The sequence below is a fragment of the Algibacter aquimarinus genome (assembly GCF_039543265.1).
In the GTDB taxonomy this organism is placed as follows: Bacteria; Bacteroidota; Bacteroidia; order Flavobacteriales; family Flavobacteriaceae; genus Algibacter_B; species Algibacter_B aquimarinus.
Window position 1 is genome coordinate 285,489 of the sequence record NZ_BAABJK010000009.1, and the last position, 25,407, is coordinate 310,895.

Genomic DNA, 25,407 nt, shown 5'->3' on the forward strand with positions numbered 1-25,407 from the left:
TAAATTGTCTCATACAACCAGTTACAAATATCAAAATGGTGTAACATTCTGCCATAATATAGCAACTATAAAACCAAAAAGTTTTTTAGGACAAAATGTAGTAGATTACCAATTAGAAATTAGCCCAGAACCCACTGAAATTTCGGAGAAAACAGATTTTTTTGGTAACACCATTACGCGCTTTTCAATACAACAATTTCATAAAGAGCTAAAAGTAACAGCAAAAAGTAAGGTTTTAAGAGACGTTACATTACAGCCAGATATTTATACTTCAGACATTGGAAAAAACATCACCTTACAGGAAGTTTTACTAGAAATGAAGCGTATAGACCCTGAGATTTTAGAGGTTAGACAGTATATTTTAGAGTCTGTGCTTATTGCAGAAATATCGCCAGAAATTAAAGCATACGCCAGTGTTTCTTTTAAACCAGATAGACCCGTTTTTGAAGCAGCTTTCGAGCTCATGCAGCGCATTTTTAAAGATTTTGAATTTAACACGCAAGTTACCAATGTTGCCACTCCTATTAAAGAGGTTATGGAAAAGAAAAAAGGAGTTTGCCAAGACTTTGCGCAAATAGGAATAGCCTGCTTAAGGTCGGTAGGTTTACCCGCAAGATACGTAAGTGGTTATATTGAAACCTTGCCACCACCAGGAAAGGAAAAACTAATTGGAACTGACGCTTCACATGCTTGGTTCTCTATGTATATTCCAAAATTTGGTTGGTTAGATTTTGATCCTACAAACAACCAAATACCAAAAAATCAACACATTATTGTAGCCCATGGGCGCGATTATTATGATGTACCACCACTAAAAGGTGTTATATATAGTTCTGGTGAAAACAAAATGAAAGTTGAAGTAGATATTAGACCAGCCGTTTAGTTGTTTTATAGATTGTTATAGCTAATTGACTTTATCAGAAAAAAAGTATAACTTCGTTTAGCGTTAGGTGCAAAATATTGAAACGTTTTTATATCAAGTCTTTGTAAGCAATTAATTCAAAAACATATCAATGAAAAACTTTAAACTATTGACAATCTTAATTTTTGTTTTGACAATCTTATCATTTAAACCCAAATCATTTGATAATACTCAATCTAAAAAAGACTTTGATGCTTATTATACTGAAAAAGACAAAAATGACATTATTGGGACTTGGATTAAAAAAACAGATTCAAAAAGTTCAAAAAAATCAATTGCTGACAATATTCTTGAAATAAAATTTAAAAAGAATTTTACAGCTAAAATAAAAGTTTCTGACTCAGACAGAATAAGAATTATAACTGGGAAATGGAGTTCAATAGAAACCGAAAATTTCAAAAAAATAGCAGGTAATAATGCGAAGTTACCTTCTAATAATATAATTCTCGAATATCTTAGGAATGGGAAAGGAATGAACTTAACAACACTTTCAAAAGAAATAAAGAATGGTAAAGTTCAACTAAAATTGGGAGAAGTACTATTTGATAAAAAATAAAAACTGCTTACAGCATAATATATAAAAAATTGCTATTTTGTGCTTAACCAACGTTAGTTGTTTTTGTATGATTGCTTCTGATTTTCCTTAGAAAAATCCTCCCACTCAAACTTCCAACTTTCCATATACATAAACGCCGTTAAACGAAATTTAAAAATCAACCAATTAGTTTATTGAAAAACTATTATTGATTTTTCCTGTAGAGCCTTTCTTGCCAGGTGTTAATTCAAAAATAAAATCGGGTTTTATATGTTCCTCTTTCCTGTGAGACACATAAATTATAGCCGTTTTACTTTCTTTAGCAATTTTGTTTACTAATTCTGAAAACATTTTAGTATCATGATCATCTAATCCGTTTATGGGTTCATCTAGAATAAGTAAAGGAGGATGCTTAACCATGGCTCTTGCCAGTAAGATGAGTCTTTTATGTCCGCTTGATAAGAATTGGAAACTTTTATCTTTAATATGATACATATTTAAAAGTTTCAACCACTGATGAGCGATACTAATTTGTCTATCTGTAGGGTATTTATAAAGTCCTATAGAATCTAGAAACCCCGAAATAATCATACTTTCAAGAGTATCTTTTCTTTTAAAACCACGCAACATTTCTGAGGAATAAAACCCTATGTTTTTTTTAATATCCCAAACGGTTTCGCCACTACCCTTTTTTATACCAAACAAAGTCATATCCTGCTGATAGCCTTTTGGGTTATCGCCAGAAACAAGCGTTAAAATAGTGCTTTTTCCAGATCCATTAGGTCCAATTAATTGCCAAAATTCGCCTGGTTTTATGTCCCAATTAATACTGTTTAAAATAGGCCTGTCTCCATATTTAATAGTGACGTTTTTTAAACTAATTAACGGGTTAAATACATTTAAATTTAAAATTAATGGTTTTGGTAACGCCTCAATAAAATAGTTTTTGGAACTCTCTACTAAATCACCATGACTTTTAAATGCCTTAAAAACGCCAGTTTCTAAAGTAAAAACATCATCAATAAAAGGTAAAATATCTCTTTTTCTTGTAGTTATTTGTACTATACTTGTTGTACAACTTAATTCTTCAAGACGAGTTTTAATTTGTTTTTGAGCGTTAATATCAAGGCAATCAAAAGCATTATCTAAAATAATATAATCAGGATTACTTTCAGTTAAAATATGATTTAGTAGTGCCCTTTTGCGTTCGCCTTCTGAAGAATTTTTTAAACTATTATTCGTTTGTGTTTTTACATCAAAACGACCATGACGCATTTCTTCTTCAATAAACCTATTAAGAGTTATTTCAGAAAAAATAGAACCTTTTAATGTAACTAGTTCTGGTATAAGTTCGCCAGCAGTAATTCTTTTTATAAGCTGTACCTTATTTTCTTTGTTAGAAATATAAATGGCAATATGCTTAGACACAACTTGTTTTATTTTTAAAACTATAGATCTTTGGTGTGAAAAGGTACTAAACCATCAATAGGTCTGCGTACAAAATTTCCAACTTTAAATCCCATTTCGTGTGCCACTTCAGTAATTTCTTTTTGTGCAAAATAAGCGATAGATCCTGCAAAATGAACGGGTACTGTTTTTAGTTCTTCTTCATATTGCATAATCATATTACTCGCAAATAATCGGATTCCTTTTTTAATGAGGTTGATTGTATACTCAGAGTCTTTTTGAAGAAACATAAACTCTGCAAAGTTTGCTAAATAAGCATTAGGGCTTGGTTGTTTGTATAAATTATATTTTATAAAATCGGCATCCATATTAAACTTACTACCAAAAGCTACTCTTATGTTTTCAGGCATGTTATTAAAATAATAATCTCTAATTAATTGTTTGCCATAATAGTTTCCGGAAGCATCATCCATAAGCGTGTAGCCTAAAGATGTAACTCGTTGATGAAGCTCTTTACCATCATAATAACTACAATTAGAGCCTGTACCTAAAATACAAACAACAGCAGCCTCTTGTGGATGATTTATTGTGGAATAAACAGCAGCTAAGGTATCTTCATTTACATTTATAGTAGCATTTGTAAATATACTCTCTAAAACTTCTTTTAAAAGCGTTCTAGCGTTATCTGTTCCGCAACCAGCACCATAGAAAAACACATGTGTTACTTTATCTTTATTACTCTTTAATTCTTTGCTTTTACTAATTCGTTTATATAGTTTAGAATCAGATAAAATGGCAGGATTAAGCCCTTTGGTTCGTACCTTTTCCATTAATTTATTACCATTATTATCAACGGCTAACCAGTCTGATTTTGTAGAACCACTATCAACAATTAAAATCATGAGTATAAGGATAAAAAAACTCCACAAAATACTGTGCTATATACACAATAACTCTGTGGAGTTATTATTAATAATTTAGTTTATTATTTTACAGATGCTATGTGTTGAGCAAGGTCTACTAATTTAGTTGAGTAACCAAACTCATTATCATACCAAGATACTAATTTAAAGAAATTATCATTTAAAGCAATACTTGCTCCAGCATCAAAAACACTAGTTTGTGTTTCTGAAACGAAATCTTGAGAAACTACACCTTCTTCTGTGTATCCTAAAACACCAGCCATAGCACCTTCAGAAGCTGATTTTAGAGCAGCTTTAACTTCATCCCATGATGCTGACTTCTCTGTTCTAACCGTTAAATCAACAACTGATACATCAGGAGTTGGAACTCTAAATGCCATACCTGTTAATTTTCCATTTAATTCTGGAATTACTTTCCCTACTGCTTTTGCAGCTCCTGTAGATGAAGGTATAATATTAGCTAAAGCACTTCTTCCACCTCTCCAGTCTTTTCTAGAAGGACCATCAACTGTCATTTGAGTTGCTGTTGTAGCGTGAACTGTTGTCATTAAACCTTCAACAATTCCGAAGTTATCATCAATAACTTTTGCTAATGGTGCTAAACAGTTAGTTGTACAAGATGCATTAGACACAATAGTATCGCTAGCTGTAATTTTATCATGGTTTACACCCATTACAAACATTGGAGCATCAGCAGATGGAGCAGAAATCGCTACCTTTTTAGCACCAGCTTTAATGTGTGCTTGTGCTTTATCTAGTGTAGTGAAAATACCTGTACAATCTAATACAACCTCTGCACCAACAGCATCCCATTTTAAATCTTCTGGGTTACGTTCTGCTGTAATTCTAATTTCATTTCCATTAACAACTAAGTTACCATCTTTTGTATCAACTGTTCCGTTAAATCTTCCGTGAACAGAATCATATTTTAATAGGTAAGCTAAATGGTCTACATCTAATAAATCGTTAATTCCTACTATTTCAATATCTGGTCTTGCAGCAGCTACTCTAAAAGCAATTCTACCTATTCTACCAAATCCGTTAATTCCAATTTTTAATTTTGACATAATCGTGTTTATAAATGTTAAGTGCTCATGATATCTGAGACACGCAATAATTCTAAATTTATTTTTGTTTTACCTTTAATTGCATTTTCTAATGGTGTAAGTTCCATTTTACCATTTAGCAACCCTACCATATAATTTGTTTTGTTTGCCAATAAAGACTCTACTGCTTTGACACCCATTCTACTGGCTAAAACACGGTCGAAACAAGATGGTGCTCCGCCACGTTGCATATGGCCTAAAACTGAAACTCTAACATCATAGCCTTCCATATTTTCGTCAACATATTCTTTAAGCTGAAAAATATTCTTTCCAATTTTATCGCCTTCAGCCACTACAACAATACTAGATGATTTACCAGATGTTCTACTTCTATTCAAAGAGTCTACTAATCTATCTAAACCTAAATCTTCTTCAGGAATAAGTATTTCTTCTGCTCCACCAGCAATACCAACGTTTAAGGCAATATGACCGACATCTCTCCCCATAACTTCAATAAAAAATAATCTGTTATGTGAACTTGCGGTATCTCTAATTTTATCAATAGCGTCAACTACCGTATTTAAAGCAGTATCAAAACCTAATGTGTGAGATGTTCCAACAATATCATTATCTATAGTTCCAGGAATACCCATAACTGGAAAATCAAATTCTTGATTAAAAATCATGGCACCAGTAAAAGTTCCATCACCACCAATAGCAACTAAACCACCTATTTGAGCTTCTATTAATTTATCATAAGCTTTTTGCCTTCCTTCCTTAGTTCGGAATTCTTTTGATCTTGCAGATTTTAAAATTGTACCACCTTTATTAATAATACCTTTTACGCTTCTTGCATTTAATGGCTCAAAATCTCCTTCCATTAATCCTTCGTAACCACGATAAACACCATAGCATTCTATATCGTGATAAGCACACGCTCTAACTACAGAACGTATAGCTGCATTCATTCCAGGAGAATCTCCTCCAGATGTTAAAACAGCAAGTTTTTTTATTTGTTTTGGCATTAATTTTCTAATTTATTACGTAAAATTACTAAACAAAAACTACAATTCTATAACATATATCATATTTTAATAATGCTTGCTAAACTATAACGTTTTAGTTAATAAAAAAAGTAGCTTTACTATTGAAACAGTAGTAAATTTAAGGGTAAATCAGAGATTATATTAATCCTTTGTAGTTGTTTTATGTTTTATAAAATCTGGTAATGCATTTTGCTCTTGATTATCAGATTCCTCTTCAACAACATTTTCAACTTTATCCTTTTTCTTGAAAAAATTTTGAATGAGTTCTTTAAAGTTATCAAAATCTACATTATAGGAAAGTCCGACACCTTGTGTATAGCCAATAGCTTCTCCAAAGTTTCTAATACTATTTTCTCTGTTAAATACTTTGGCTGTTAAAGTTCCTTCTTCATTTAAAAGAAAACTAATTTCTACATCTCCAGCTACAACAGTTTCGCTAGCATCTGCACCTCCAACTGGTACACCTAGCTTTCCATTTATTAAAACTTTGTCATTTATTTGGGTTTGAAGCGTAACTCCAAATCTATCACTTGTTTGATAATCTGGTCTGTTTTCTCCCGCTTCATAGTTTAAACCTATATTTAGCTTTCCATCTCCATTTGAAAAAATACCATTAATAATACCATTTAAACGTTCTGCAATGGTTCCTGATATACTTAAATCGTTAAAACCTCTACTTTGGAAAGAACCGCCACTAGCTAGGAAATATAAGGCTTGATTACCTCTATCCTCTTCAGATTCTAATCTATATTGAAGCTCAGATTTAATTGCTGAATTCACGTTAGGAAACTCGAATGTAAAATTTGGATTAAACTGTTCTAAATTCCCTGTTAAGGCTATATTAAGTTCTACAGGAATACTTCTATTTATTGGATTATCTAGTAATGGTGATGGATTTGCTTGTGTTTTATATATAGCATTCATTCTAATTATGGCATCTAGAGGGTCGCCCTCCCAAGCAATAGTTCCTCCAGGTTCAACTATAAATTCTTTTTGAACCAAACCGCCATAAGCAAAATTATAAACCCCTTCAAACACAGAGAAATCTCCCCACATATTAAACTTTCCATTGGTGTTTATTTCTACTAATAAACCACCGCGACCGCGACCTTTTAGAGAATGCCCCGAATTTTTATCTATAATAATTTCAACCTCGGCATCTTCAGTTAAATCTAAATCAAAATCTAATTCTAACCCATCAATTTCTTGAAAAACAATTTCCTCACCTTCATTTCTTGCCCGTTTTTCTTCTTTAGTTATAAATCTTATGTATGAATTATCACCAAAAGATTCAGCATCTGAAAGTGGTATTTTAAATACAGTTCCTTTTTTCGTTTCTCCCGCAACACTAATAACTAAAGCTTCTGTGGGACCTTTTATAGTCGCTTCTCCTCCAATAAATCCGGTACCATAATAAAGAGACTCCTCAGTTTCTTTAGTGTCTAAAACTAATAATCGTGGTGTTTTTAAATCTAAATCTAAGCTCCAATTAGAAAAGTTGATATGACTTAAAGATCCGCTTAATTCTCCTTTAGATTTATATTTGGTATCAGTTAATTTGATTTTATTAAAAATAAATGTTTGGTCTTTAAGGGTAACCGATGCTTTTTCATTAAAATCAAAATCAACGTTTAAATAAGGTATTCCTAACCCTGCTTTGTTTAAGTTTAGCTTTCCATTAATATCTGGACGTTTTAAATCTCCTATCAATTTTACATCTCCTGTTGCTAAACCTCGTATGTCTGATAAAACACCATCTAAAAGTGGATTTAAAGGAAATAAATTAAATTTATCAAACTGTAAATTTACATCTATGGCAGACCGTTTTCCAATAACACTTATGTCTCCTTTTGCACTAAAAGATTTTGCTTCATCATCCTTAATTGTTGCATCAACAGTATAATTGGTTAATGATTCATTACCTGTTATAGTAGCATCAAATGAGCCTAATAAAAAATTATTCACTTTTAAATCGTCAACAACTATCGTAGAATTAGGTAAATAACTGCCGTTTTGTTGTAAAATATCTAATTTACCATTTACGTTTCCTGATAAAGACAAACTATCAATATCTGGTGTTATTTTTGCTAAATCAACATTTTTAAAATTAAGTTTTAAATCTTTTTGAGTAGAGTCTTTTATAAAGCCAGAAAGTTTAATTTCTTCATTTTGATGATTAACTTTAAATCCGTCAATCTTAAATGATGAAAGGTCTTTATTAAATGAAAACTTATTTAAGTTATCCTTTTTCTCATTAATGAACCACTTACTATCTTTAATTGTTACATCAGATTTTTTAAACCCAATTACAGATTCGTTTTCTTCATTAATAGTATGATAAAAACTAAGGTTATAGATATCGTTATTACGCTTTCCTCCATTAAATTCAGAACGCATAAAAAGCGTATCATTAACTGTTACATTAATTAAATTAAACTTTGAAACGTTGTAGTATTTCGTATTAATACTATCTAACTCTACAAGTGTATTAAAAAGTGGATTACTATTATCTACTTGAAGCTCAATATTGTTTACAAAATTATCGATATATCTTATTTCTGGAGATTTAAAAGTGAGTCTAAACTTCCTCTCATCACTTTCTACTCTACCACGAATAAAAGTATTTTTACCCAGCTCTATTTCAGGATAAATGACCTCAATAATTTTATTGTAAATTTTAAAATTAAAATCGATACTTTGATTATTTTGAACTTCATGAGGGTTGTAGTTTGTGTAAATGTGCCCTAACGAATTCTCAAATAGCTTTTTTAAATCTCTGAAGCGAAAACGTCCCTTTAAATCCCCTTCAATTATATCTGGGGAGTTAATTTCTATAGAGCGTATATCTTTATCAAACCTTGAAGAAACATCAAACTTATCAAAGTAATATGTATCGTTTTCATTTTTATAAGATGTATTACTAAACGAAATTTTACCATAAGCATCATCGTAGTTGCTGGCATTCATATTCATTTTTACAGTACTTTTAAAAATTGAAATACTATCCTTTTTAACAAAATTAAGTGCCTTTAGGTTTGCATAATCAACCTTTGCCTCAAAGTCATATTTATTCAATTGTTCAGAAAAATCTACAAGACCATTAAAGTTTAGTTTCAGGTTTCTGTCTATTGCAATTAAGTTTCCATCAAAAATATTATTACGCAAATTTCCTGCAACTTTTACACCTGTATAAACATAATCGTTGTAGTCAATTTCAAAAACATCTCCTTTTACCTGGGTATCAATATTTTCAGGAGTAAAACCACTTCCTTTTACATCAAAATTTAAAGATGTAAAACCTACATTGGGGTCATTTAAAAATGTACCAAAATCGAACTGCTCAAATATAATTTTACCACTGTATTTTGCATTATCAATGTCGTTAATCTTGTCTATTTCCAAATTTGAATCTACAAAACCAAGCTCGGTATCTATTTCTATGTCTGCAATAACCTTTGATGATGTTACTTGCGAATTACCCACTATAGTAAACTTGCCTAACCTATCAAACGATGTTGGTATGGCGGCACCTAAAACATTTGGGAGTAAACTTTTTAAATCTTTATAAGTTGAAGATAAATTTGAAAAATCTCCATTCATATAGAAATTATTCTCTTCTTTATTAAATAGGTTTTTAAAATTAATATTGCCGTAAATTTTTGTGTTGGTACTTGTTGTCAATTTTAAATTACTAGTTGTTAAATCATTTAAGGTACCTGATAAAGCAACACTAAACTTGGCATATTGGTTTTTTCCAAACTCGTTATAAAATGTGTTTAGTTCATCTAGCTGCACATTAGAGTCTTTAAAACTGGCTTCTACTAAAACTTTATCTGTAAAGAATTGCAAGTCTTCCCGATTGTACAAAAACTTTAAATCGCCTTTTAAAACGGAATTTGGTGTTTTTATATCTAAGTTAGCAAAGGTCATATCCTGCAAGGTATATTTAAAGTTGGTCATCATATTTTTCATAACCAAACCTCTACTGTCTTTAAAGGCTAATGTGTTAATTCTGGCACTTACATCGCTACCATTTATTAGAAAGTTTGTGGCATTTATATTTAAATCTTTAAACTGAAGTAGTTTTGTAGTTTCTCTATTCTCATCAGACAAATTGAAAATACCATTGTAGATTGAAACATCACTTGATGACAATAAAAAACTGCTCTTTTCTGGTCTTGGGTTATCATCATCAAATTTGGCAACAAAAACATCTAAGTTAGTATCCTTACTTCCTTTGTAGGTTCTGATATTAAAAATTAAATCGATAATATCAATATCACCAAAAACTAATTTGCCATTGTATAAATTCCTGAAGTTTAAAATAGATGTATTTAATTCGGTAATGCTAATTAGTGTATCCTTCTTGTAGTCTTCAACATAAATATTTTTTAGCTCAACATCGCCATTAAATTGCAAGCCAACTTTATCTATATTTATGTTAGTACCAAAATCTTTATTTAGTCTTTTGGTTGCATAATTACCAAGTCCAGTTTGTACAAAAGGAATAGATAAAATTAACACCAAAATAATAAACAACATTAAAATAATGCCGATTATTTTTGATGCTATTTTAAGCCCTTTTTTGATACGTTTTTAGATTAAAATTTAATTATGAATGCCCTACCTTTGTAATTACGAATAAAAACACCTTGTTAGACTTTTTATTCTGAATCAAAATTAACAATTATTGTGCCTAATATTTAATAATGGCTTCACAAAATATTTTTATTCTTGGAATTGAGTCTTCATGTGATGATACTGCAGCCTCTGTAATACACAACGGTAAAATTTTGAGTAATGTTGTTGCTAGCCAAAAAATACATGAAGAATATGGCGGCGTTGTACCAGAATTAGCTTCTAGGGCACATCAACAAAACATAGTTCCTGTGGTACACCAAGCACTTAAAAAAGCTAATATTACCAAAGCAGAGTTAAGTGCTATTGCCTTTACAAGAGGTCCTGGTTTAATGGGGAGTTTATTGGTAGGAACCTCCTTTGCAAAATCTTTGGCATATGGGTTAAACATTCCTTTAATTGATGTTAACCATATGCAAGCTCATATTCTGGCTCATTTTATTGATGAAGAAGGATTTGAAAAACCACCTTTTCCGTTTTTAGCAATGACAATTTCTGGCGGACATACACAAATAGTTAGAGTGAATAACTATTTTGATATGACCGTTATTGGTGAGACTATTGATGATGCTGTTGGTGAAGCTTTTGATAAAAGTGGTAAAATTTTAGGTTTAGGATATCCTGCAGGCCCAGAGATAGATAGGCGCACCAAACTTGGAAACCCGAAAACATTCAAATTTACTAAACCAAAAGTAGATGGATTAAATTTTAGTTTTTCTGGGCTTAAAACGGCAATTCTTTATTTTGTACAACGAGAAACGAAAGCAAATCCCAATTTTATAGAGGAAAACTTAAATGATATTTGTGCCTCTATACAATATACCATAATTGGTATTTTAATTGATAAATTGAAGCTAGCTACTAAACAAACTAACATAAAGTATATTGCCATTGGTGGTGGTGTATCAGCAAATTCTGGAATACGAAAAGCCTTAAAAGATGGTGAACAAAAATTTGGTTGGACAACCTATATTCCTAAATTTGAATTCACAACAGATAATGCTGCAATGATAGCCATTGTTGGCTATCTAAAATATTTAGAAGGTGATTTTGCCAAACAAGATGTTATGGCTTCTGCGAGATTAAAGATATAGATAAAATGCAACTTTTTTATAACCCAAGCGTAACAGAAACGACCAAAGAATTTTCTTTTAACAAAGAAGAAAGCAAACACATTGTAAAAGTCCTGCGCAAAAACATTGGGGATATTCTGCATATTACTAATGGAAGTGGTTGGTTATTTAAAGCAGAAATCACCATACCTAACATTAATAAATGTGTAGCAACAATTGTTTCAAAAACACTACAACCCAAACGAAATTATAATTTACACTTGGCAGTTGCACCAACAAAAATGAACGACCGCTACGAATGGTTTTTAGAAAAAGCTACAGAAATTGGTATAGATAGTATTACACCAATTATATGCGAACACAGCGAACGCAAGGTAATTAAACCTGAACGTTTTGAGCGTATTTTGCAATCAGCCATGAAACAGTCTTTAAACTGTTATCTACCAAAATTAAATGATGTTAGTTCTTTTAAAAACTTCATAAAACAAGATTTTAACGGCCATTTATTTATTGCGCATTGTGAGGAAACTGATAGAAAATCTTTAAAAAATGAACTCAAGTCTAAAAACAATATCACAATTTTAATTGGACCAGAAGGCGATTTTTCTGTTAAAGAAATTGAAACAGCACTAGAAAATAATTTTATTCCTGTTACTTTGGGAAAAACCCGATTACGTACCGAAACGGCAGCTATTGTTGCGTGTCATTCTGTTGCTTTTACAAATACCCTATAGCATTATTTGAAAACCTCCTGTTATATCTAAGTTACTTGTTTCGACAATAGCAATTAACGATAGTTTATCTCTCGCTTTTACAACCTCTGGGATAACAATTCTGGCATTCCCAGTTGTTTTATTTATTTTAACACGAAATTCTTCAACTACTATATTGTCATTTTTTAATACTCGATTTCTGTTTTCACCTCTACTAATTTCTGTATTTCTTTCATTAATAACCAAAATAAAACGCATTCTTTTATCAAATGTTTTTCCTTCAATTTCATATTTAAAGTCAATGCCATCAGCATCTTTTTTTATGTCATAAATCTTTATATTATTACTAGAAGGTGTTTTTAAATAGGATTTTAATTTAGCATCCATAATTGTTTTATTAGAACCTACAAAATGCTCTTTGCCATTTACAACAATTTGAGGTGTGTAAATAGTACTGGTATTAAACTTACGACTATAATCCCGCTGTTTATCAGTATAGTCAGACTTGCTAAATGGATCTTTCCAACCTATATAATTCCAATAATCTACATGATAAGACAATGTAATAACTTCACTTTGCTTATTTTTAAATTTTATATTTTTCAATAACTCATCTGCCGAAGGACAGCTAGAACAACCCTGCGAAGTAAATAATTCTAAAACTACAACAGGCTCAAAAGAATCTTTTTTTTCTGTATTGGAATAAAAGAACAATATAATTAATATTAAAAAGAGCTTTTGCATAATAATAATTTTTATTTTTGATAACTATGAGTTTTAGTTCGTTAAAGATTAAGAATCTTACATCAATATTATTATTTAGCATACTTTTAACAACCAACTGCTTTAGTCAAGACTTAGCAATTTTAAAATATAAAGGCGGTGGCGATTGGTATGGAAACCCAACAGCACTTCCTAATTTAATTACCTTTTGTAACCAGAATATTGGTACAAAAATGAATCCTAAACCAGAAACAGTAGAAACGGGGAGCTTAGATATATATCAATATCCGTTACTACATATGACGGGGCACGGAAACGTTTTTTTTAGTGATGATGACGCTGAAAACCTTCGCAACTATTTAGTCTCTGGCGGTTTTTTACATATTGATGATAATTACGGTATGCAACCCTACATTACTAAAGAGCTAAAAAAAGTTTTTCCTAGTAAAGATTTAGTTGAACTTCCTGCAAGTCATCCTATTTTTAATTCCGTTTATAAATTTCCAAAAGGCTTACCTAAAATACATGAACATGATGGAAAAAGGCCTCAAGCATTTGGTATTTTTCATGAAGAAAGGTTGGTTTTATTATTCACCTATGAAAGTGATTTAGGCGACGGATGGGAAGATACCGAAATACACAACGACCCTGCCGATGTAAGAGAAAAAGCATTAAAAATGGGCGCTAATATTGTTAAATATGCTTTTGAAAATTAACCTATACTTAACACATGAAACGTTTTAAATTACAACATAAAATTGTCGCTATTATTTTAATTTTAGTGTTTTCTTTTCAATCTTTACATCAAATTAATAGCCATACTTATACAATTGGATTTGAGAATTTTCATTACAAATGTCCAGATGGTATAACTTGCTGCTTTGGAATACCACTTTCGCATTCAAGTTATAATTGTGGTAAAACATTTCACTTGTTTTACTAATGAAAGATTTTTTTGTTTCATTAGTAGACTTCTTTTTTGAAGATTTCAATAATAAAAATAATTACTCATTAAAGCACTTGTTAATATTAATTCTAAAAATTATTATCTTTCTTTCTATTCTTGCCATAGTATTATATTTTCTTTTAAATGATGAAGAACTTATAACTATTTCGAATTAATCCTTTCTATCTTGAAATAAACAAAACAAATATTTTTTGCAACTCACACACTACAATACAAAATTCAAAAAACAAACTTTTCCAATAATTTTAGTTTGCGATAACGTAACAAATGCGCCAAATATTGGAAGTTTATTTAGAACAGCAGATACCTTTGGTATTGAAAAATTAATACTTTGTGGTGAAGGTATTCAGTTAGGAAGAAAAATGGCTAAAACGTCAAGAGCAACAGAAAAAGTTGTTAATTATGAAATTAAAAAAACTGCTACAGAAGTAATTGACGATTTAAAATCTAAAAAATATCAGATTATTTCATTAGAAATTACAAATTCCAGCAAACCAATTCATGAATTTCAAATATCAAAAGAAAAACCCATTGCGCTTATTATTGGAGATGAAAATTTTGGTATATCAGAACACATTTTAAAGTCATCTGATGAGATAATTCATATTTACATGTTTGGACAAAACTCTAGTATGAATGTGGTTCAAGCTACTAATATTGCTTTATATGAAATAACAAAGCAGCTTTTGTAAACTGTTTTATATATTTACCATTATGAATTCGAACACTATTTCTAACGGTATTTTAAAAGCTATTGGTATTATTATAGGAATAGTTGTATTGCTTTATTTCTTATATCAAATTCAATCCGTTATTGGTTATATAGCTATAGCTGCAGTAATTTCTTTAATAGGCAGACCTATTGTTTTGTTTTTAGAACGCAAATTAAAATTTAAAAATACTATTGCAGTAATAGTAAGTATGGTTGTTTTATTAGGCTTATTTACTGGTTTGGTTTGGTTATTTATTCCGTTAGTAATAAAACAAGGGCAAAATCTTTCTTTACTTAACATTGAAGAGTTGCAAGGAAACATAGAAAATTTATATATAGAAATAATTAGTTATTTCGATTTACATCAGATAGATATTGAACAATCTTTAAAAGAATCTAACCTATTATCTAAAATAGATTATTCATTAATTCCAGATTTTTTAAATTCGATTATTAGTGGTTTAGGTAGTTTTAGTATTGGTTTATTTTCGGTGCTTTTTATTTCCTTTTTCTTTTTAAAAGATAGCCGTTTATTCGAAAATGGCATATTAACTTTTATTCCAGATAATAAAGAATCTCGTTGGAAAAATTCTTCAAATAAAATTAAAGATTTGTTGTCGCGTTACTTTGTTGGTCTTATTCTTCAAATACTAATCCTATTCGTTATTTACACTATTGGTTTACTAATTATAGGTGTAGAAAATGCTATTGTTATTGCATTTTTATGTGCTCTGTTAAATTTAATTCCTTATGTAGGGCCACTTATTGGTGCCTTTTTAATGCTTACACTTACCATGACTAGTAATTTAGGAGAAAGTTTTAGTGAAGTTATTTTACCTAAAACATTCTGGGTTTTCATCGTATTTATGATAGGTCAATTATTTGATAATTTTATAAGTCAACCAAAAATTTTCTCTACAGCTACAAAAGCACATCCTTTAGAAATTTTCTTAGTAATTTTAATTACTGGTATTTTATTTGGTGTTGTTGGATTAGTTGTAGCCGTACCAGCATATACCGCAATAAAAGTTATTTTAAAGGAGTTTTTATCAGAAAACAAGGTCGTTAAAAAACTAACTAAAGACTTATAAATTCTTTTGAACTCTTCAATCTTAAATACTGATATTCAGGAATTTATTAATACTAATTTAAATTCTGATGTAAATATATTATTGCTTAAAGGTACTAACTTTCCAAAAGTTGAAACGAAGGATATAATTGAACAAATTGAAGCTAAAAAAAGAAGTAAACTAAAACTTCCCTCATGGTTTACTGCTAAGAATATTATCTACCCCAATAAGTTAAAGATAGAACAAACTTCATCTGAAATTACTGCAAATTATAAATCTGAATTATTAAATGGTGAATCAATAATTGATTTAACAGGCGGTTTTGGCGTGGATTGTTTTTACTTCTCCAAGCAGTTTAAAACAGTTATTCATTGCGAAATGAATAATAACCTTTCAGAAATTGTTAAGCATAATTTTAGTCAATTAAATGTTACTAATATTGAAACTCTGCAAATTGATGGTATTGAATATTTAAAAAATTCAAATAAAAATTTCGATTGGATTTATATTGATCCATCAAGACGACATGATAGCAAAGGGAAAGTGTTTTTTTTGAAAGACTGTTTACCAAGCGTTCCAGAGCACATAGATATACTTTTTAAACATACTAAAAACGTTTTAATAAAAACGTCTCCACTTTTGGATATTTCGTTAGGCATTCATGAATTACAATTTGTAAAAACTATTCATGTTGTTGCAGTAAATAATGAAGTTAAAGAATTACTCTGGATATTAGAAAAAGGGTTTAATGATACTATTTCTGTTGAAACGGTAAATCTAAAAAAAGAATCTAAAGACTCTTTTAGCTTTAATTTACAAGATGAAAAACAAACTGAAGCTGAATATAGTTTACCACTAACTTATTTGTATGAGCCTAACTCATCTATATTAAAGGCAGGAGCTTTCCATCAAATATCAAAACAATTACAAGTTTTCAAAATTCATAAGCATTCTCATTTATACACTAGTAAAGAACTTTTAGAATTTCCTGGAAGAATTTTTAAAATTGAAAACTCGATAACCTACAACAAAAAAGAAATTAAAAAATTAGGCATTAAAAAAGCTAATATTACTACTCGAAATTTCCCTGAAACAGTTCAACAAATAAGAAAAAAACTTAATATTAAAGATGGTGGAAGCACTTATTTATTTTTTACAACAAACATAAAAAACAATAAAATTGTATTATTAACTTCTAAAGTAAATTAAACAAAAAAGCCTCACTAAAAAGTGAAGCTTTATGTGAGCCCTGAAGGATTCGAACCTTCGACCGCCTCCTTAGAAGGGAGGTGCTCTATCCAGCTGAGCTAAGAGCCCGTAGTTTTTATGTTTCTACGAAAACAGTGTCGGGGTGGCAGGATTCGAACCTGCGACCTCCGCGTCCCAAACGCGGCGCGATAACCGGGCTACGCTACACCCCGAATAGATTATCTATAATATTTTGCGGAGAGACAGGGATTCGAACCCTGGGTACCTATTTCTAGGTACGACGATTTAGCAAACCGCTCCTTTCGGCCACTCAGGCACCTCTCCTTAATTGTTTATGAACATTGCAATAAATTGCGGATGCAAATGTAGTATAACATCCTTAATGAAGCAACAAATTTATTCAATTTTTTATTTTTTTATTCTGGATATTCAATTCGCAAATGATAAATATTTGCCAGCTTTAATTTAAGCACTTTTTTTATGGCTTGAATCTCCTTGAAAGTAATATTAGCATTTAAAAATTGTCCATCTTCTATTTGTTTATTTATAATGTTTTCAACAAATGCATCAATTTTTGTACTAGTGGGTTCTTTTAAACTTTTTGAGGCTGCCTCAATACTATCACACATCATTAATATGGCCGTTTCTTTACTAAATGGTTTTGGTCCGGGATAGCTGAAATCAGCTTTATCTACATCTTCAAAATTCTTTTTCTCTTGCATGTAAAAATAATAAACCACACTTGTACCATGGTGTGTTCTAATAAAATCTATAACGCGGTCTGGTAAATTATTTTTCTTTGCAATTTCTATACCCTCAATAACATGGTTTGTAATTATTCTTGCACTTTCTTTTGAAGATAACTCGTCATGCGGATTAATACCTGTAGATTGGTTTTCCGTGAAATAAGTAGGGTTCTTCATTTTACCAACATCGTGGTACAATGCACCTACCCTAACCAACATAGCGTTTGCTCCTATTTCATTTGCTGAGGCTTCAGCAAGATTTGCAACATTTAATGAGTGATGAAATGTTCCTGGAGCTGTATTAGATAACTCTTTAAGCAATTTAGAATTTGTATCAGACAACTCTAAAAGTGACACATCTGAAACTAATCCGAAGAGTTTTTCATAAACATATATAAGCGGTTGTACAAATAAAGTTGCAAGGCCAGACAAAGCAAACAAGCCAAAAACATTCCACTCTATGGTTTCAACGGTACCCTCATGAATTATAAAAAAGGCAAAGTAAGCAATAATGTAAATTAAAGTTATTTGACCTACCGATATAAATAGGTTTGCTCTTTTGTATAACTCAGATATTGTTAAAATAGTTACAATACCAGCTATAATTTGTAGAAACATATATTCATAGCTATTAGGAACCACAAAACCCAATAACAAAACAGTTATTACGTGCGCAAAAAGCCCTAATCTAGCATCGAAAAACGCCTTAAAAACTAATGGTAGTATACAAATAGGTACTACATAAATATATTTAGAATTATAATCTATAATAAGTGTAGTTAAAAACACCATTAATAGTATATTAAAAAATATAAAGGTGACTTTAGTATTGTTTTCAAAAACTGAAACGCGGTATTTTCTTAAAAACAGTAATAGCATTAAAAGTGCCAAAGCTACCAGTAGCGTATATGCCGCAATAACCCAATTATAATTAGCTTTACTCCAAACTTGAGATTCGTATTCAGATTTTAATGATTGTAAAATTTGAAATTTATCTCCTTCTACAACTTCACCTTTTGATACTATTAGTGTTTCTTTCTCGATGCTTCCTCGAGCATAAGATATTTTATTAATCTCTTCTTGTAAAACTTTGTCTGTAAAAGATTTATCAAAGGTTAAATTTGGCTCTATTAAATCAAAAAATAAGGATACAAATTCTGTCTTATAATTTGTTAAATTATTAGTTTTAAGAATTTCATTAATAACAACAGCAATTTCATCTTGCTCTACTAAATTTGAAAAAACAGTTCGTTTAATCTCAGTTCTTCCATCTAATAAAGCGATTGTTTTTTCATCAGAAAATTTATAATTATCAGCAAGAATACCATAGGTATACAATTCTGAAATAATTGTTTCTCCTACGTTACTGATTTTTTTTAATTGAGTATTTGGAATTGAATCTGAAAATACTTCTTCAAAAGCTATGATGTAATTTTTTCTAACATCGTCAACTACAGCTCTTTCAATATTAAAATATAATATGGAATTATTGTTTAAATCTGCTTTTTCTTTAGTTATTTCATCATCAGATTTTCTAATGGCAAAATCAAAAGGCGCATATAAATTTTCAGACTGCCAAGGTTTTCCTTTTTCAAAATTATACTTGAACTTCCCACTTTTTGGGAATAAGTAAACAATTAAAAATGTAGTACATATAAATAAGAGCCCTTTGTATATAAAAGAGTGGTTTCTGTAAAGTTTATTAATAAAGTCTTTCATTGAAAAGATAAAGTACATCAAATGTAATAAAATTATAGGCGTTTACCATTTTTTATAATAAACGAATCTTTTATATTTCTATTAAAAAATCATTATTTTCGCCTATACTAAACTAAACAATTAAACAATGAGTAAAGAAGTTGTTATTGTATCTGCTGCAAGAACTCCAATTGGTAGTTTCATGGGGGCTTTATCTAAAATTAGCGCACCTAAACTTGGCGCTATTGCCATAAAAGGTGCTCTAGATAAAATAAATCTAAAACCAGAATTGGTAGAAGAAGTTTTAATGGGTAATGTTGTACAAGCTGGTACCGGTCAAGCTCCAGCAAGACAAGCAGCTATTTACGCTGGTATACCTAATACTGTGCCGTGTACAACAATTAATAAAGTATGCGCTTCTGGTATGAAAACCGTTATGCAGGCAACTCAAAGTATTGCGTTAGGTGATGCTGATATTATAGTGGCTGGTGGTATGGAAAACATGAGTTTAATACCGCATTACTTATATACACGAACAGGTACTAAATTTGGTCCTACCTCATTAATTGATGGTATGCAAAAAGACGGTTTAGTTGATGCTTATGATCAAAATGCCATGGGTGTTTGTGCTGATGCTTGTGCTAACAAATATGAGTTTTCTCGTGAAGATCAAGACGCTTTCGCTATTCAATCCTACAAGCGCTCAGCTAAAGCATGGGAATCCGGAAAATTTAATAATGAAGTTGTTCCTGTTGAAGTTCCACAAAGGCGAGGAGAACCAATTCTTGTTGTAGAAGATGAAGAATACAAAAACGTAAGGATGGATAAAATTCCGCAGTTGCGTCCAGCTTTTACTAAAGAAGGTAGTGTTACAGCTGCAAATGCATCAACAATTAATGATGGTGCTGGCGCTATGATATTAATGAGTAAAGAAAAAGCTAAAGCATTAGGCTTAACCCCTATTGCTACAATAAAAAGTTATGCAGATGCTGCACATGAACCAGAATGGTTTACAACCGCTCCTGCAAAAGCATTACCAAAAGCTTTGGATAAAGCTGGAATAACGATTAATGATATTGATTTTTTTGAATTTAATGAAGCTTTTTCTGTTGTAGGATTAGCTAATATGAAGATTTTAAATCTTAACGATTCCAACGTAAATGTTAATGGTGGAGCCGTATCACTAGGGCATCCTTTAGGATGTTCTGGCGTTAGAATTTTAATCACATTATTAAACGTTTTAGAACAAAATAATGGTAAAATTGGTGCAGCAGCTATTTGTAATGGCGGCGGTGGCGCATCAGCAGTTATAATCGAGCGAAATTAAGTTTTGAATGCTATACGGAATTTGTAATTTAAGTATTGTTCCTTTAAGATGTGAGGCTGCTGACACTAGTGAACTCGTCTCACAAGTGTTATATGGAGATGTTTTTAAAATTATTGAACAGCGTAAAAATTGGAGTAAAATAAGACTTGCTTTTGATTCTTATGAAGGCTGGATTGATAACAAACAATATTCACAAATCAACGAAGAAAACTATAAATTAATTAGCAAAGAAACGCCAAACTTAACTACAGATTTAGTTGAATTTATAGAAGACCAAAACAAACAACTATTCCCTATAACCATAGGTTCTTCTTTAAATGGACTTTCTATTTTAAATCATAAATATGATGGAAATTCAATAGCTAAAAAAGAAAAAAAATCTAACATTGTTAAAACAGCATTTATATTTTTAAATGCACCATATTTATGGGGAGGAAAAACACCTTTTGGTATAGATTGTTCTGGATTTACTCAAATGACTTACAAGCTTAATGGTTACAAATTATTACGCGATGCATCTCAACAAGCCACACAAGGTGAAGCTCTCAGTTTTATTGAAGAAAGTGAACCTGGTGATTTAGCATTTTTTGATAATAACGAAGGTACAATAACGCATGTTGGTATTATTATGAAAGATAATTACATAATTCATGCGCATGGTAAAGTAAGAATTGATAGACTAGACCATTCTGGTATTTACAATGTTGATAAAAACACACATACACACAAGCTACGTGTAATTAAAAAAATCATTTAGTTCAGAAATAATTATACAATAAAAAAAGGTCGCAAATTGCGACCTTTTTTTATTGTATAATTATAGATTAGTTTTGAGCAGCAGCCTCCAAATTAGCTACTTTATCTTTTAAACTTTTATACTTATCTGTTTCACCTAAAATACTGTAAATATTCATTAAGGTTTTAGATGCGTTTATGTTATTAGGATCAATCTCTATTGCTTTTGTTAAATAAGGGGTTGCCTCTTTGTATAAATCTTGGCGTTTCGCTCTTAATTCATCATATCTTTTATCATCAGCCTTAGAAGTCCCTAATCCATTCATTTCTTTTATTATCGCCTCTTCTTTACCTAAAACTAACGCTGACATATTAATATAGGCATTAATATAGTTAGGGTCTAACTCAATAGCTTTTAAATAATGTTCTTTAGCTTCTTCTGGTTGATCTGAATCAGCTGAAATTACTCCTAAATTATATTGTAACTCGGCATTTTCAGGGTCCATTTCAGTTGCTTTTTTCAAAAGCTTTTTAAATTCTTCGGTATTACCCATTTTAAAATGAACATTAGCCTCTGAAAGTATTAAATTTATATCATCTGGACTTTCAGCTCTTGCTTCTTTCATAGCTGCAATAGCTTTCTCATTATCTCCATTACTAACATAAATAAGAGCTATATTTTTAACAATTTCAGGTTTTTTTGACTCTGTATTACGCTCACCTGGCTTTATATGACTCTTAGCCTTTACATATAAGTCACGAGTCGTTTTATCTAAAACCTCTTCTTTGCCAGTTTCTTTATTCGTTGCAAAGTACTGTTTTTCAATCCCTGTATATCCTAAAGCTTTTAACTCTTCGTATATTTTTAAAGCTCTATCATATTCTTGAACATTTACCGCCGTAGCTGCAGCATAGTAAAGATATATTGTATCTTTTTCCTTAACTCGATACGACTTTTCAAAAAATTTCGAAGCAATAGAGTAATCTTTTTTACCGTAAGCATCGTTTCCTTTTTGAAGCAAACCATTTACTATATTTTGTTCTAAAGCTGCAATTTCAGATTTGTAAGTTCCTTTAGCTTTGTTTAAATTCATTAGAGAAGCATCTATATCTTCCATTGAGGCAGCACCATTAGCATATAAAGCTTGTCCTTTTAAATAGTAATACTTCGCTTTTGTTTTTTCATCCATAGAGGACATCAAACCCTCAGCTAGATTTAGTGCAGCTTTCGCCTCAGCAAAATTGTTCGATTTAATAGCTTTTTCTGCAGACTTCAATTCCTTTTTTTGTGCAAATGAAAATGCACTTATTGAAAATGCTAAAGCTATGACTAATTGTTTTTTCATTTTAAATAATATTAAGTTTAATTTTCAGTGTTATTTTCGTCTAGGTTATTATCAAGAGTTGTGCCATCTTCTGAAACATTAGTGTTTTCAGACCCTTCAACTGTTTCTACTTCTTCTACCTCATCTTCATCATGCATTACTTTTGCAACAGCAGCTATAGAATCGTTACCCTTTAAGTTAATTAATTTTACACCCTGGGTAGCTCTTCCCATAACTCTTAAATCTTGTACCGCCATTCTAATAGCTATTCCAGATTTATTGATAATCATTAAGTCATCATCATCAGTTACATTCTTGATAGATACTAAGTTACCTGTTTTTTCTGTAATAGAAATGGTTTTTACACCTTTACCTCCTCTATTGGTAATTCTGTAATCTTCTAAACTTGAGCGTTTTCCGTAACCATTCTCTGATACTACAAGTACATTGCTTTCCATATCATCAACAGCAATCATACCAATAACTTCATCAGTTTTTTCATTTTGTAAACGAATACCTCTAACTCCAGAAGCTCCACGACCCATTGGTCTTGTTTTTGCTTCTTCAAAACGAATAGCTTTACCAGATTTAAGCGCTAGCATAACTTGACTTTCACCAGTGGTTAATTTAGCTTCTAATAAAACATCATCATCTTTAATTGTTATGGCATTAATTCCATTTGTTCTAGGACGAGAGTATTGCTCAAGAGACGTTTTCTTAACTTGACCTTTTTTGGTCGCCATAATAACATAATGACTATTAATATAATCTTCGTCTTTTAAATCTTGAGTACAAATAAAAGCCATCACCTTATCATCTTGCTCAATGTTTATGAGGTTTTGAATAGCTCTACCTTTAGAGGTTTTACTGCCTTCTGGGATTTCATAAACGCGCATCCAGAAACATTTTCCTTTTTGAGTAAAGAATAACATATATTGATGATTAGTACCAACAAATAAATGCTCTAAGAAATCTTCATTACGAGTTGTTGATGCTTTTTGTCCAACGCCTCCTCTATTTTGAGTTTTATATTCGGTTAAAGATGTTCTTTTAATATATCCAGCATGCGAAATAGTAATCACTACTTTTTCATCAGGAATCATATCTTCAATACTTAAATCTCCTCCAGCATATTCAATAGTAGAGCGACGCTCATCACCATATTTATCTCTAACTACTTCTAATTCCCCTTTTATGATATCCATTCGACGTTCTTTTTTGTCTAGGATGTCTTTAAGGTCGATTATGGTTTTCATTATTTCCTCATACTCAGAACGCAATTTATCTTGCTCTAAGCCTGTTAATTGACGCAGACGCATTTCAACTATAGCTTTGGCTTGTATTTCAGAAAGCTTGAAACGTTCTATTAAACTATTTCTAGCCTCATCTGCATTTGAAGATGCTCTAATAATTTTTATTACTTCATCAATATTATCTGAAGCTATAATTAATCCTTCTAAAATATGAGCACGTTCTTCTGCTTTTCTTAACTCATAAGTAGTTCGTCTTACAACAACTTCATGCCTGTGTTCTACAAAATAATGAATAAGCTCTTTTAAGTTTAATAACTGTGGACGCCCATTAACTAATGCAATGTTATTTACACTAAATGAGGATTGTAGCGCAGTATATTTAAACAATTTATTTAAGACGATATTTGGTATTGCATCGCGCTTTAAAACATAAACAATACGCATTCCATTTCTATCAGATTCATCACGAATTGTAGAAATACCTTCTAACTTTTTATCATTTACCAAGTCTGCAGTTTTCTTAATCATATCTGCTTTATTAACTTGATAAGGAATCTCATCGACTATAATACACTCACGTCCATTAACCTCTTCAATGTTCGCTTTTGCTCTAATAACAATTCTACCACGACCAGTATGAAACGCTTCTTTAACACCATCGTATCCGTAAATAGTTCCTCCTGTTGGAAAATCTGGAGCTTTTACATGTTGTATAAGTTCATCTATTTCAATATCATTATTTTCAATGTAAGCTATCGTTCCATTTACAACTTCTGTTAAGTTATGAGGCGGCATATTTGTTGCCATACCAACTGCAATACCAGAAGCTCCGTTTACTAAAAGTCCTGGGATTCTTGTTGGTAAAACTGTTGGTTCGTGAAGCGTATCATCAAAGTTTAGCTTGTGATCTACAGTTTCCTTTTCAATATCTGCCAACATGTCTTCAGAAATCTTACGCATTCGCGCTTCTGTATAACGCATTGCTGCAGGACTATCACCATCAATCGAACCAAAGTTACCTTGCCCATCTACAAGCATGTAACGTAAACTCCACTCTTGAGCCATACGCACCATAGCATCGTATACCGAAGTATCACCATGAGGGTGGTATTTACCTAAAACTTCTCCTACTATTCTTGCCGATTTTTTATGTGCCGAATTTGCTCTAACACCCAATTCGTGCATACCGTAAAGTACACGTCTATGAACTGGCTTTAAACCATCTCTTACATCTGGTAATGCACGTGACACAATGACTGACATTGAATAGTCAATGTAAGCCGATTTCATCTCATCTTCTATGTTAATAGGGATCAATTTTTCTCCTTCTGCCATATAA

General features: G+C 31.0%; 19 protein-coding genes and 3 tRNA genes. 10 read left to right on the forward strand and 12 right to left on the reverse strand.

The window, feature by feature from the left end:
• The first annotated feature begins 4 nt into the window (after positions 1 to 4).
• Positions 5 to 883 carry a transglutaminase family protein gene (locus ABD939_RS13685; protein ID WP_345169843.1) on the forward strand — a complete coding sequence of 293 codons (879 nt, stop codon included), beginning with the start codon at positions 5 to 7 and terminating at the stop codon, positions 881 to 883.
• A gap of 130 nt (positions 884 to 1,013) precedes the next feature.
• Positions 1,014 to 1,478, forward strand: coding sequence for a hypothetical protein (locus ABD939_RS13690; protein WP_345169845.1), 465 nt, complete (start codon positions 1,014 to 1,016; stop codon positions 1,476 to 1,478).
• A gap of 165 nt (positions 1,479 to 1,643) precedes the next feature.
• Here the strand turns inward: ABD939_RS13690 and ABD939_RS13695 are convergent, their stop codons facing one another.
• From ABD939_RS13695 to ABD939_RS13715, 5 genes are all read right to left on the reverse strand, one after another.
• On the reverse strand, positions 1,644 to 2,885 hold the full coding sequence (locus ABD939_RS13695; protein WP_345169848.1) for an ATP-binding cassette domain-containing protein: 1,242 nt from the start codon (positions 2,883 to 2,885) through the stop codon (positions 1,644 to 1,646).
• Between the two features lie 20 nt (positions 2,886 to 2,905).
• Positions 2,906 to 3,766, reverse strand: a complete 861-nt coding sequence (locus ABD939_RS13700; RefSeq protein ID WP_345169850.1) for an N-acetylglucosamine kinase — start codon at positions 3,764 to 3,766, stop codon at positions 2,906 to 2,908.
• Between the two features lie 83 nt (positions 3,767 to 3,849).
• The gene (gene gap, locus ABD939_RS13705; RefSeq protein WP_345169852.1) at positions 3,850 to 4,854 is read right to left on the reverse strand and encodes a type I glyceraldehyde-3-phosphate dehydrogenase; all 1,005 of its coding nucleotides are present in this window, start codon (positions 4,852 to 4,854) and stop codon (positions 3,850 to 3,852) included.
• 17 nt (positions 4,855 to 4,871) lie between these two features.
• Complete coding sequence (pfkA, locus tag ABD939_RS13710) at positions 4,872 to 5,858, reverse strand: 6-phosphofructokinase (protein ID WP_345169854.1); 987 nt, start codon at positions 5,856 to 5,858, stop codon at positions 4,872 to 4,874.
• 162 nt (positions 5,859 to 6,020) lie between these two features.
• Positions 6,021 to 10,421: a translocation/assembly module TamB domain-containing protein gene (locus ABD939_RS13715; protein ID WP_345169856.1), complete on the reverse strand. Its 4,401-nt coding sequence runs from the start codon at positions 10,419 to 10,421 to the stop codon at positions 6,021 to 6,023.
• Between the two features lie 167 nt (positions 10,422 to 10,588).
• Between ABD939_RS13715 and tsaD the strand changes: the two genes are divergently transcribed.
• Both tsaD and ABD939_RS13725 read left to right on the forward strand, forming a co-directional pair.
• A complete protein-coding gene (tsaD, locus tag ABD939_RS13720) occupies positions 10,589 to 11,611 on the forward strand; it encodes a tRNA (adenosine(37)-N6)-threonylcarbamoyltransferase complex transferase subunit TsaD (protein WP_345169857.1) in 1,023 nt (340 codons plus the stop codon).
• A 5-nt stretch (positions 11,612 to 11,616) separates the two neighbouring features.
• Entirely contained in the window at positions 11,617 to 12,324 is a 708-nt protein-coding gene (locus tag ABD939_RS13725; protein ID WP_345169859.1) for a 16S rRNA (uracil(1498)-N(3))-methyltransferase, read from the forward strand.
• Here ABD939_RS13725 and ABD939_RS13730 read toward each other — a convergent pair.
• Complete coding sequence (locus ABD939_RS13730; RefSeq protein WP_345169861.1) at positions 12,319 to 13,047, reverse strand: DUF1223 domain-containing protein; 729 nt, start codon at positions 13,045 to 13,047, stop codon at positions 12,319 to 12,321. The genes ABD939_RS13725 and ABD939_RS13730 overlap by 6 nt on opposite strands.
• A gap of 26 nt (positions 13,048 to 13,073) precedes the next feature.
• Between ABD939_RS13730 and ABD939_RS13735 the strand changes: the two genes are divergently transcribed.
• The 4 genes from ABD939_RS13735 to ABD939_RS13750 all read left to right on the forward strand — a co-directional run bounded on the left by ABD939_RS13735 (position 13,074) and on the right by ABD939_RS13750 (position 16,984).
• Positions 13,074 to 13,742, forward strand: coding sequence for a DUF4159 domain-containing protein (locus ABD939_RS13735; protein WP_345169863.1), 669 nt, complete (start codon positions 13,074 to 13,076; stop codon positions 13,740 to 13,742).
• 442 nt (positions 13,743 to 14,184) lie between these two features.
• Positions 14,185 to 14,685, forward strand: a complete 501-nt coding sequence (locus tag ABD939_RS13740) for a TrmH family RNA methyltransferase (RefSeq protein ID WP_345169864.1) — start codon at positions 14,185 to 14,187, stop codon at positions 14,683 to 14,685.
• Positions 14,686 to 14,707: 22 nt separating this feature from the next.
• Complete coding sequence (locus ABD939_RS13745) at positions 14,708 to 15,796, forward strand: AI-2E family transporter (RefSeq protein ID WP_345169866.1); 1,089 nt, start codon at positions 14,708 to 14,710, stop codon at positions 15,794 to 15,796.
• A gap of 6 nt (positions 15,797 to 15,802) precedes the next feature.
• Complete coding sequence (locus ABD939_RS13750; protein WP_345169867.1) at positions 15,803 to 16,984, forward strand: THUMP-like domain-containing protein; 1,182 nt, start codon at positions 15,803 to 15,805, stop codon at positions 16,982 to 16,984.
• A gap of 34 nt (positions 16,985 to 17,018) precedes the next feature.
• Here the strand turns inward: ABD939_RS13750 and ABD939_RS13755 are convergent.
• The 4 genes from ABD939_RS13755 to ABD939_RS13770 form a co-directional block, all read right to left on the reverse strand.
• Positions 17,019 to 17,092: transfer RNA gene (locus tag ABD939_RS13755), tRNA-Arg, on the reverse strand.
• A 29-nt stretch (positions 17,093 to 17,121) separates the two neighbouring features.
• Positions 17,122 to 17,196 (reverse strand) — tRNA-Pro (locus ABD939_RS13760).
• 23 nt (positions 17,197 to 17,219) lie between these two features.
• Positions 17,220 to 17,308, reverse strand: a tRNA-Ser gene (locus tag ABD939_RS13765).
• A gap of 92 nt (positions 17,309 to 17,400) precedes the next feature.
• Positions 17,401 to 19,449: an HD family phosphohydrolase gene (locus ABD939_RS13770; RefSeq protein WP_345169869.1), complete on the reverse strand. Its 2,049-nt coding sequence runs from the start codon at positions 19,447 to 19,449 to the stop codon at positions 17,401 to 17,403.
• A 127-nt stretch (positions 19,450 to 19,576) separates the two neighbouring features.
• Between ABD939_RS13770 and ABD939_RS13775 the strand changes: the two genes are divergently transcribed.
• Together ABD939_RS13775 and ABD939_RS13780 are read left to right on the forward strand one after the other, a co-directional pair.
• Entirely contained in the window at positions 19,577 to 20,755 is a 1,179-nt protein-coding gene (locus ABD939_RS13775) for an acetyl-CoA C-acyltransferase (protein ID WP_345169870.1), read from the forward strand.
• Between the two features lie 7 nt (positions 20,756 to 20,762).
• Positions 20,763 to 21,512, forward strand: a complete 750-nt coding sequence (locus ABD939_RS13780; protein WP_345169872.1) for a C40 family peptidase — start codon at positions 20,763 to 20,765, stop codon at positions 21,510 to 21,512.
• Positions 21,513 to 21,579: 67 nt separating this feature from the next.
• On the opposite strand, the gene ABD939_RS13785 is transcribed toward ABD939_RS13780, so the two are convergent.
• Together ABD939_RS13785 and gyrA are read right to left on the reverse strand one after the other, a co-directional pair.
• Complete coding sequence (locus tag ABD939_RS13785) at positions 21,580 to 22,836, reverse strand: tetratricopeptide repeat protein (protein WP_345169873.1); 1,257 nt, start codon at positions 22,834 to 22,836, stop codon at positions 21,580 to 21,582.
• Positions 22,837 to 22,853: 17 nt separating this feature from the next.
• Complete coding sequence (gene gyrA / locus ABD939_RS13790; protein ID WP_345169874.1) at positions 22,854 to 25,403, reverse strand: DNA gyrase subunit A; 2,550 nt, start codon at positions 25,401 to 25,403, stop codon at positions 22,854 to 22,856.
• Positions 25,404 to 25,407: the final 4 nt, after the last annotated feature.

Excerpts from the sequence above, each read along its gene's own strand:
- gap (WP_345169852.1), bottom strand. The coding sequence starts at position 4,854 with ATGTCAAAATTAAAAATTGGAATTAACGGATTTGGTAGAATAGGTAGA.
- ABD939_RS13690 (WP_345169845.1), top strand. The coding sequence starts at position 1,014 with ATGAAAAACTTTAAACTATTGACAATCTTAATTTTTGTTTTGACAATC.
- gyrA (WP_345169874.1), bottom strand. The coding sequence starts at position 25,403 with ATGGCAGAAGGAGAAAAATTGATCCCTATTAACATAGAAGATGAGATG.
- ABD939_RS13730 (WP_345169861.1), bottom strand. The coding sequence starts at position 13,047 with ATGCAAAAGCTCTTTTTAATATTAATTATATTGTTCTTTTATTCCAAT.
- ABD939_RS13745 (WP_345169866.1), top strand. The coding sequence starts at position 14,708 with ATGAATTCGAACACTATTTCTAACGGTATTTTAAAAGCTATTGGTATT.
- ABD939_RS13780 (WP_345169872.1), top strand. The coding sequence starts at position 20,763 with ATGCTATACGGAATTTGTAATTTAAGTATTGTTCCTTTAAGATGTGAG.
- ABD939_RS13725 (WP_345169859.1), top strand. The coding sequence starts at position 11,617 with ATGCAACTTTTTTATAACCCAAGCGTAACAGAAACGACCAAAGAATTT.
- ABD939_RS13785 (WP_345169873.1), bottom strand. The coding sequence starts at position 22,836 with ATGAAAAAACAATTAGTCATAGCTTTAGCATTTTCAATAAGTGCATTT.
- ABD939_RS13735 (WP_345169863.1), top strand. The coding sequence starts at position 13,074 with ATGAGTTTTAGTTCGTTAAAGATTAAGAATCTTACATCAATATTATTA.
- ABD939_RS13770 (WP_345169869.1), bottom strand. The coding sequence starts at position 19,449 with ATGAAAGACTTTATTAATAAACTTTACAGAAACCACTCTTTTATATAC.
- ABD939_RS13775 (WP_345169870.1), top strand. The coding sequence starts at position 19,577 with ATGAGTAAAGAAGTTGTTATTGTATCTGCTGCAAGAACTCCAATTGGT.
- tsaD (WP_345169857.1), top strand. The coding sequence starts at position 10,589 with ATGGCTTCACAAAATATTTTTATTCTTGGAATTGAGTCTTCATGTGAT.
- ABD939_RS13715 (WP_345169856.1), bottom strand. The coding sequence starts at position 10,421 with ATGTTGTTTATTATTTTGGTGTTAATTTTATCTATTCCTTTTGTACAA.
- ABD939_RS13700 (WP_345169850.1), bottom strand. The coding sequence starts at position 3,766 with ATGATTTTAATTGTTGATAGTGGTTCTACAAAATCAGACTGGTTAGCC.
- pfkA (WP_345169854.1), bottom strand. The coding sequence starts at position 5,858 with ATGCCAAAACAAATAAAAAAACTTGCTGTTTTAACATCTGGAGGAGAT.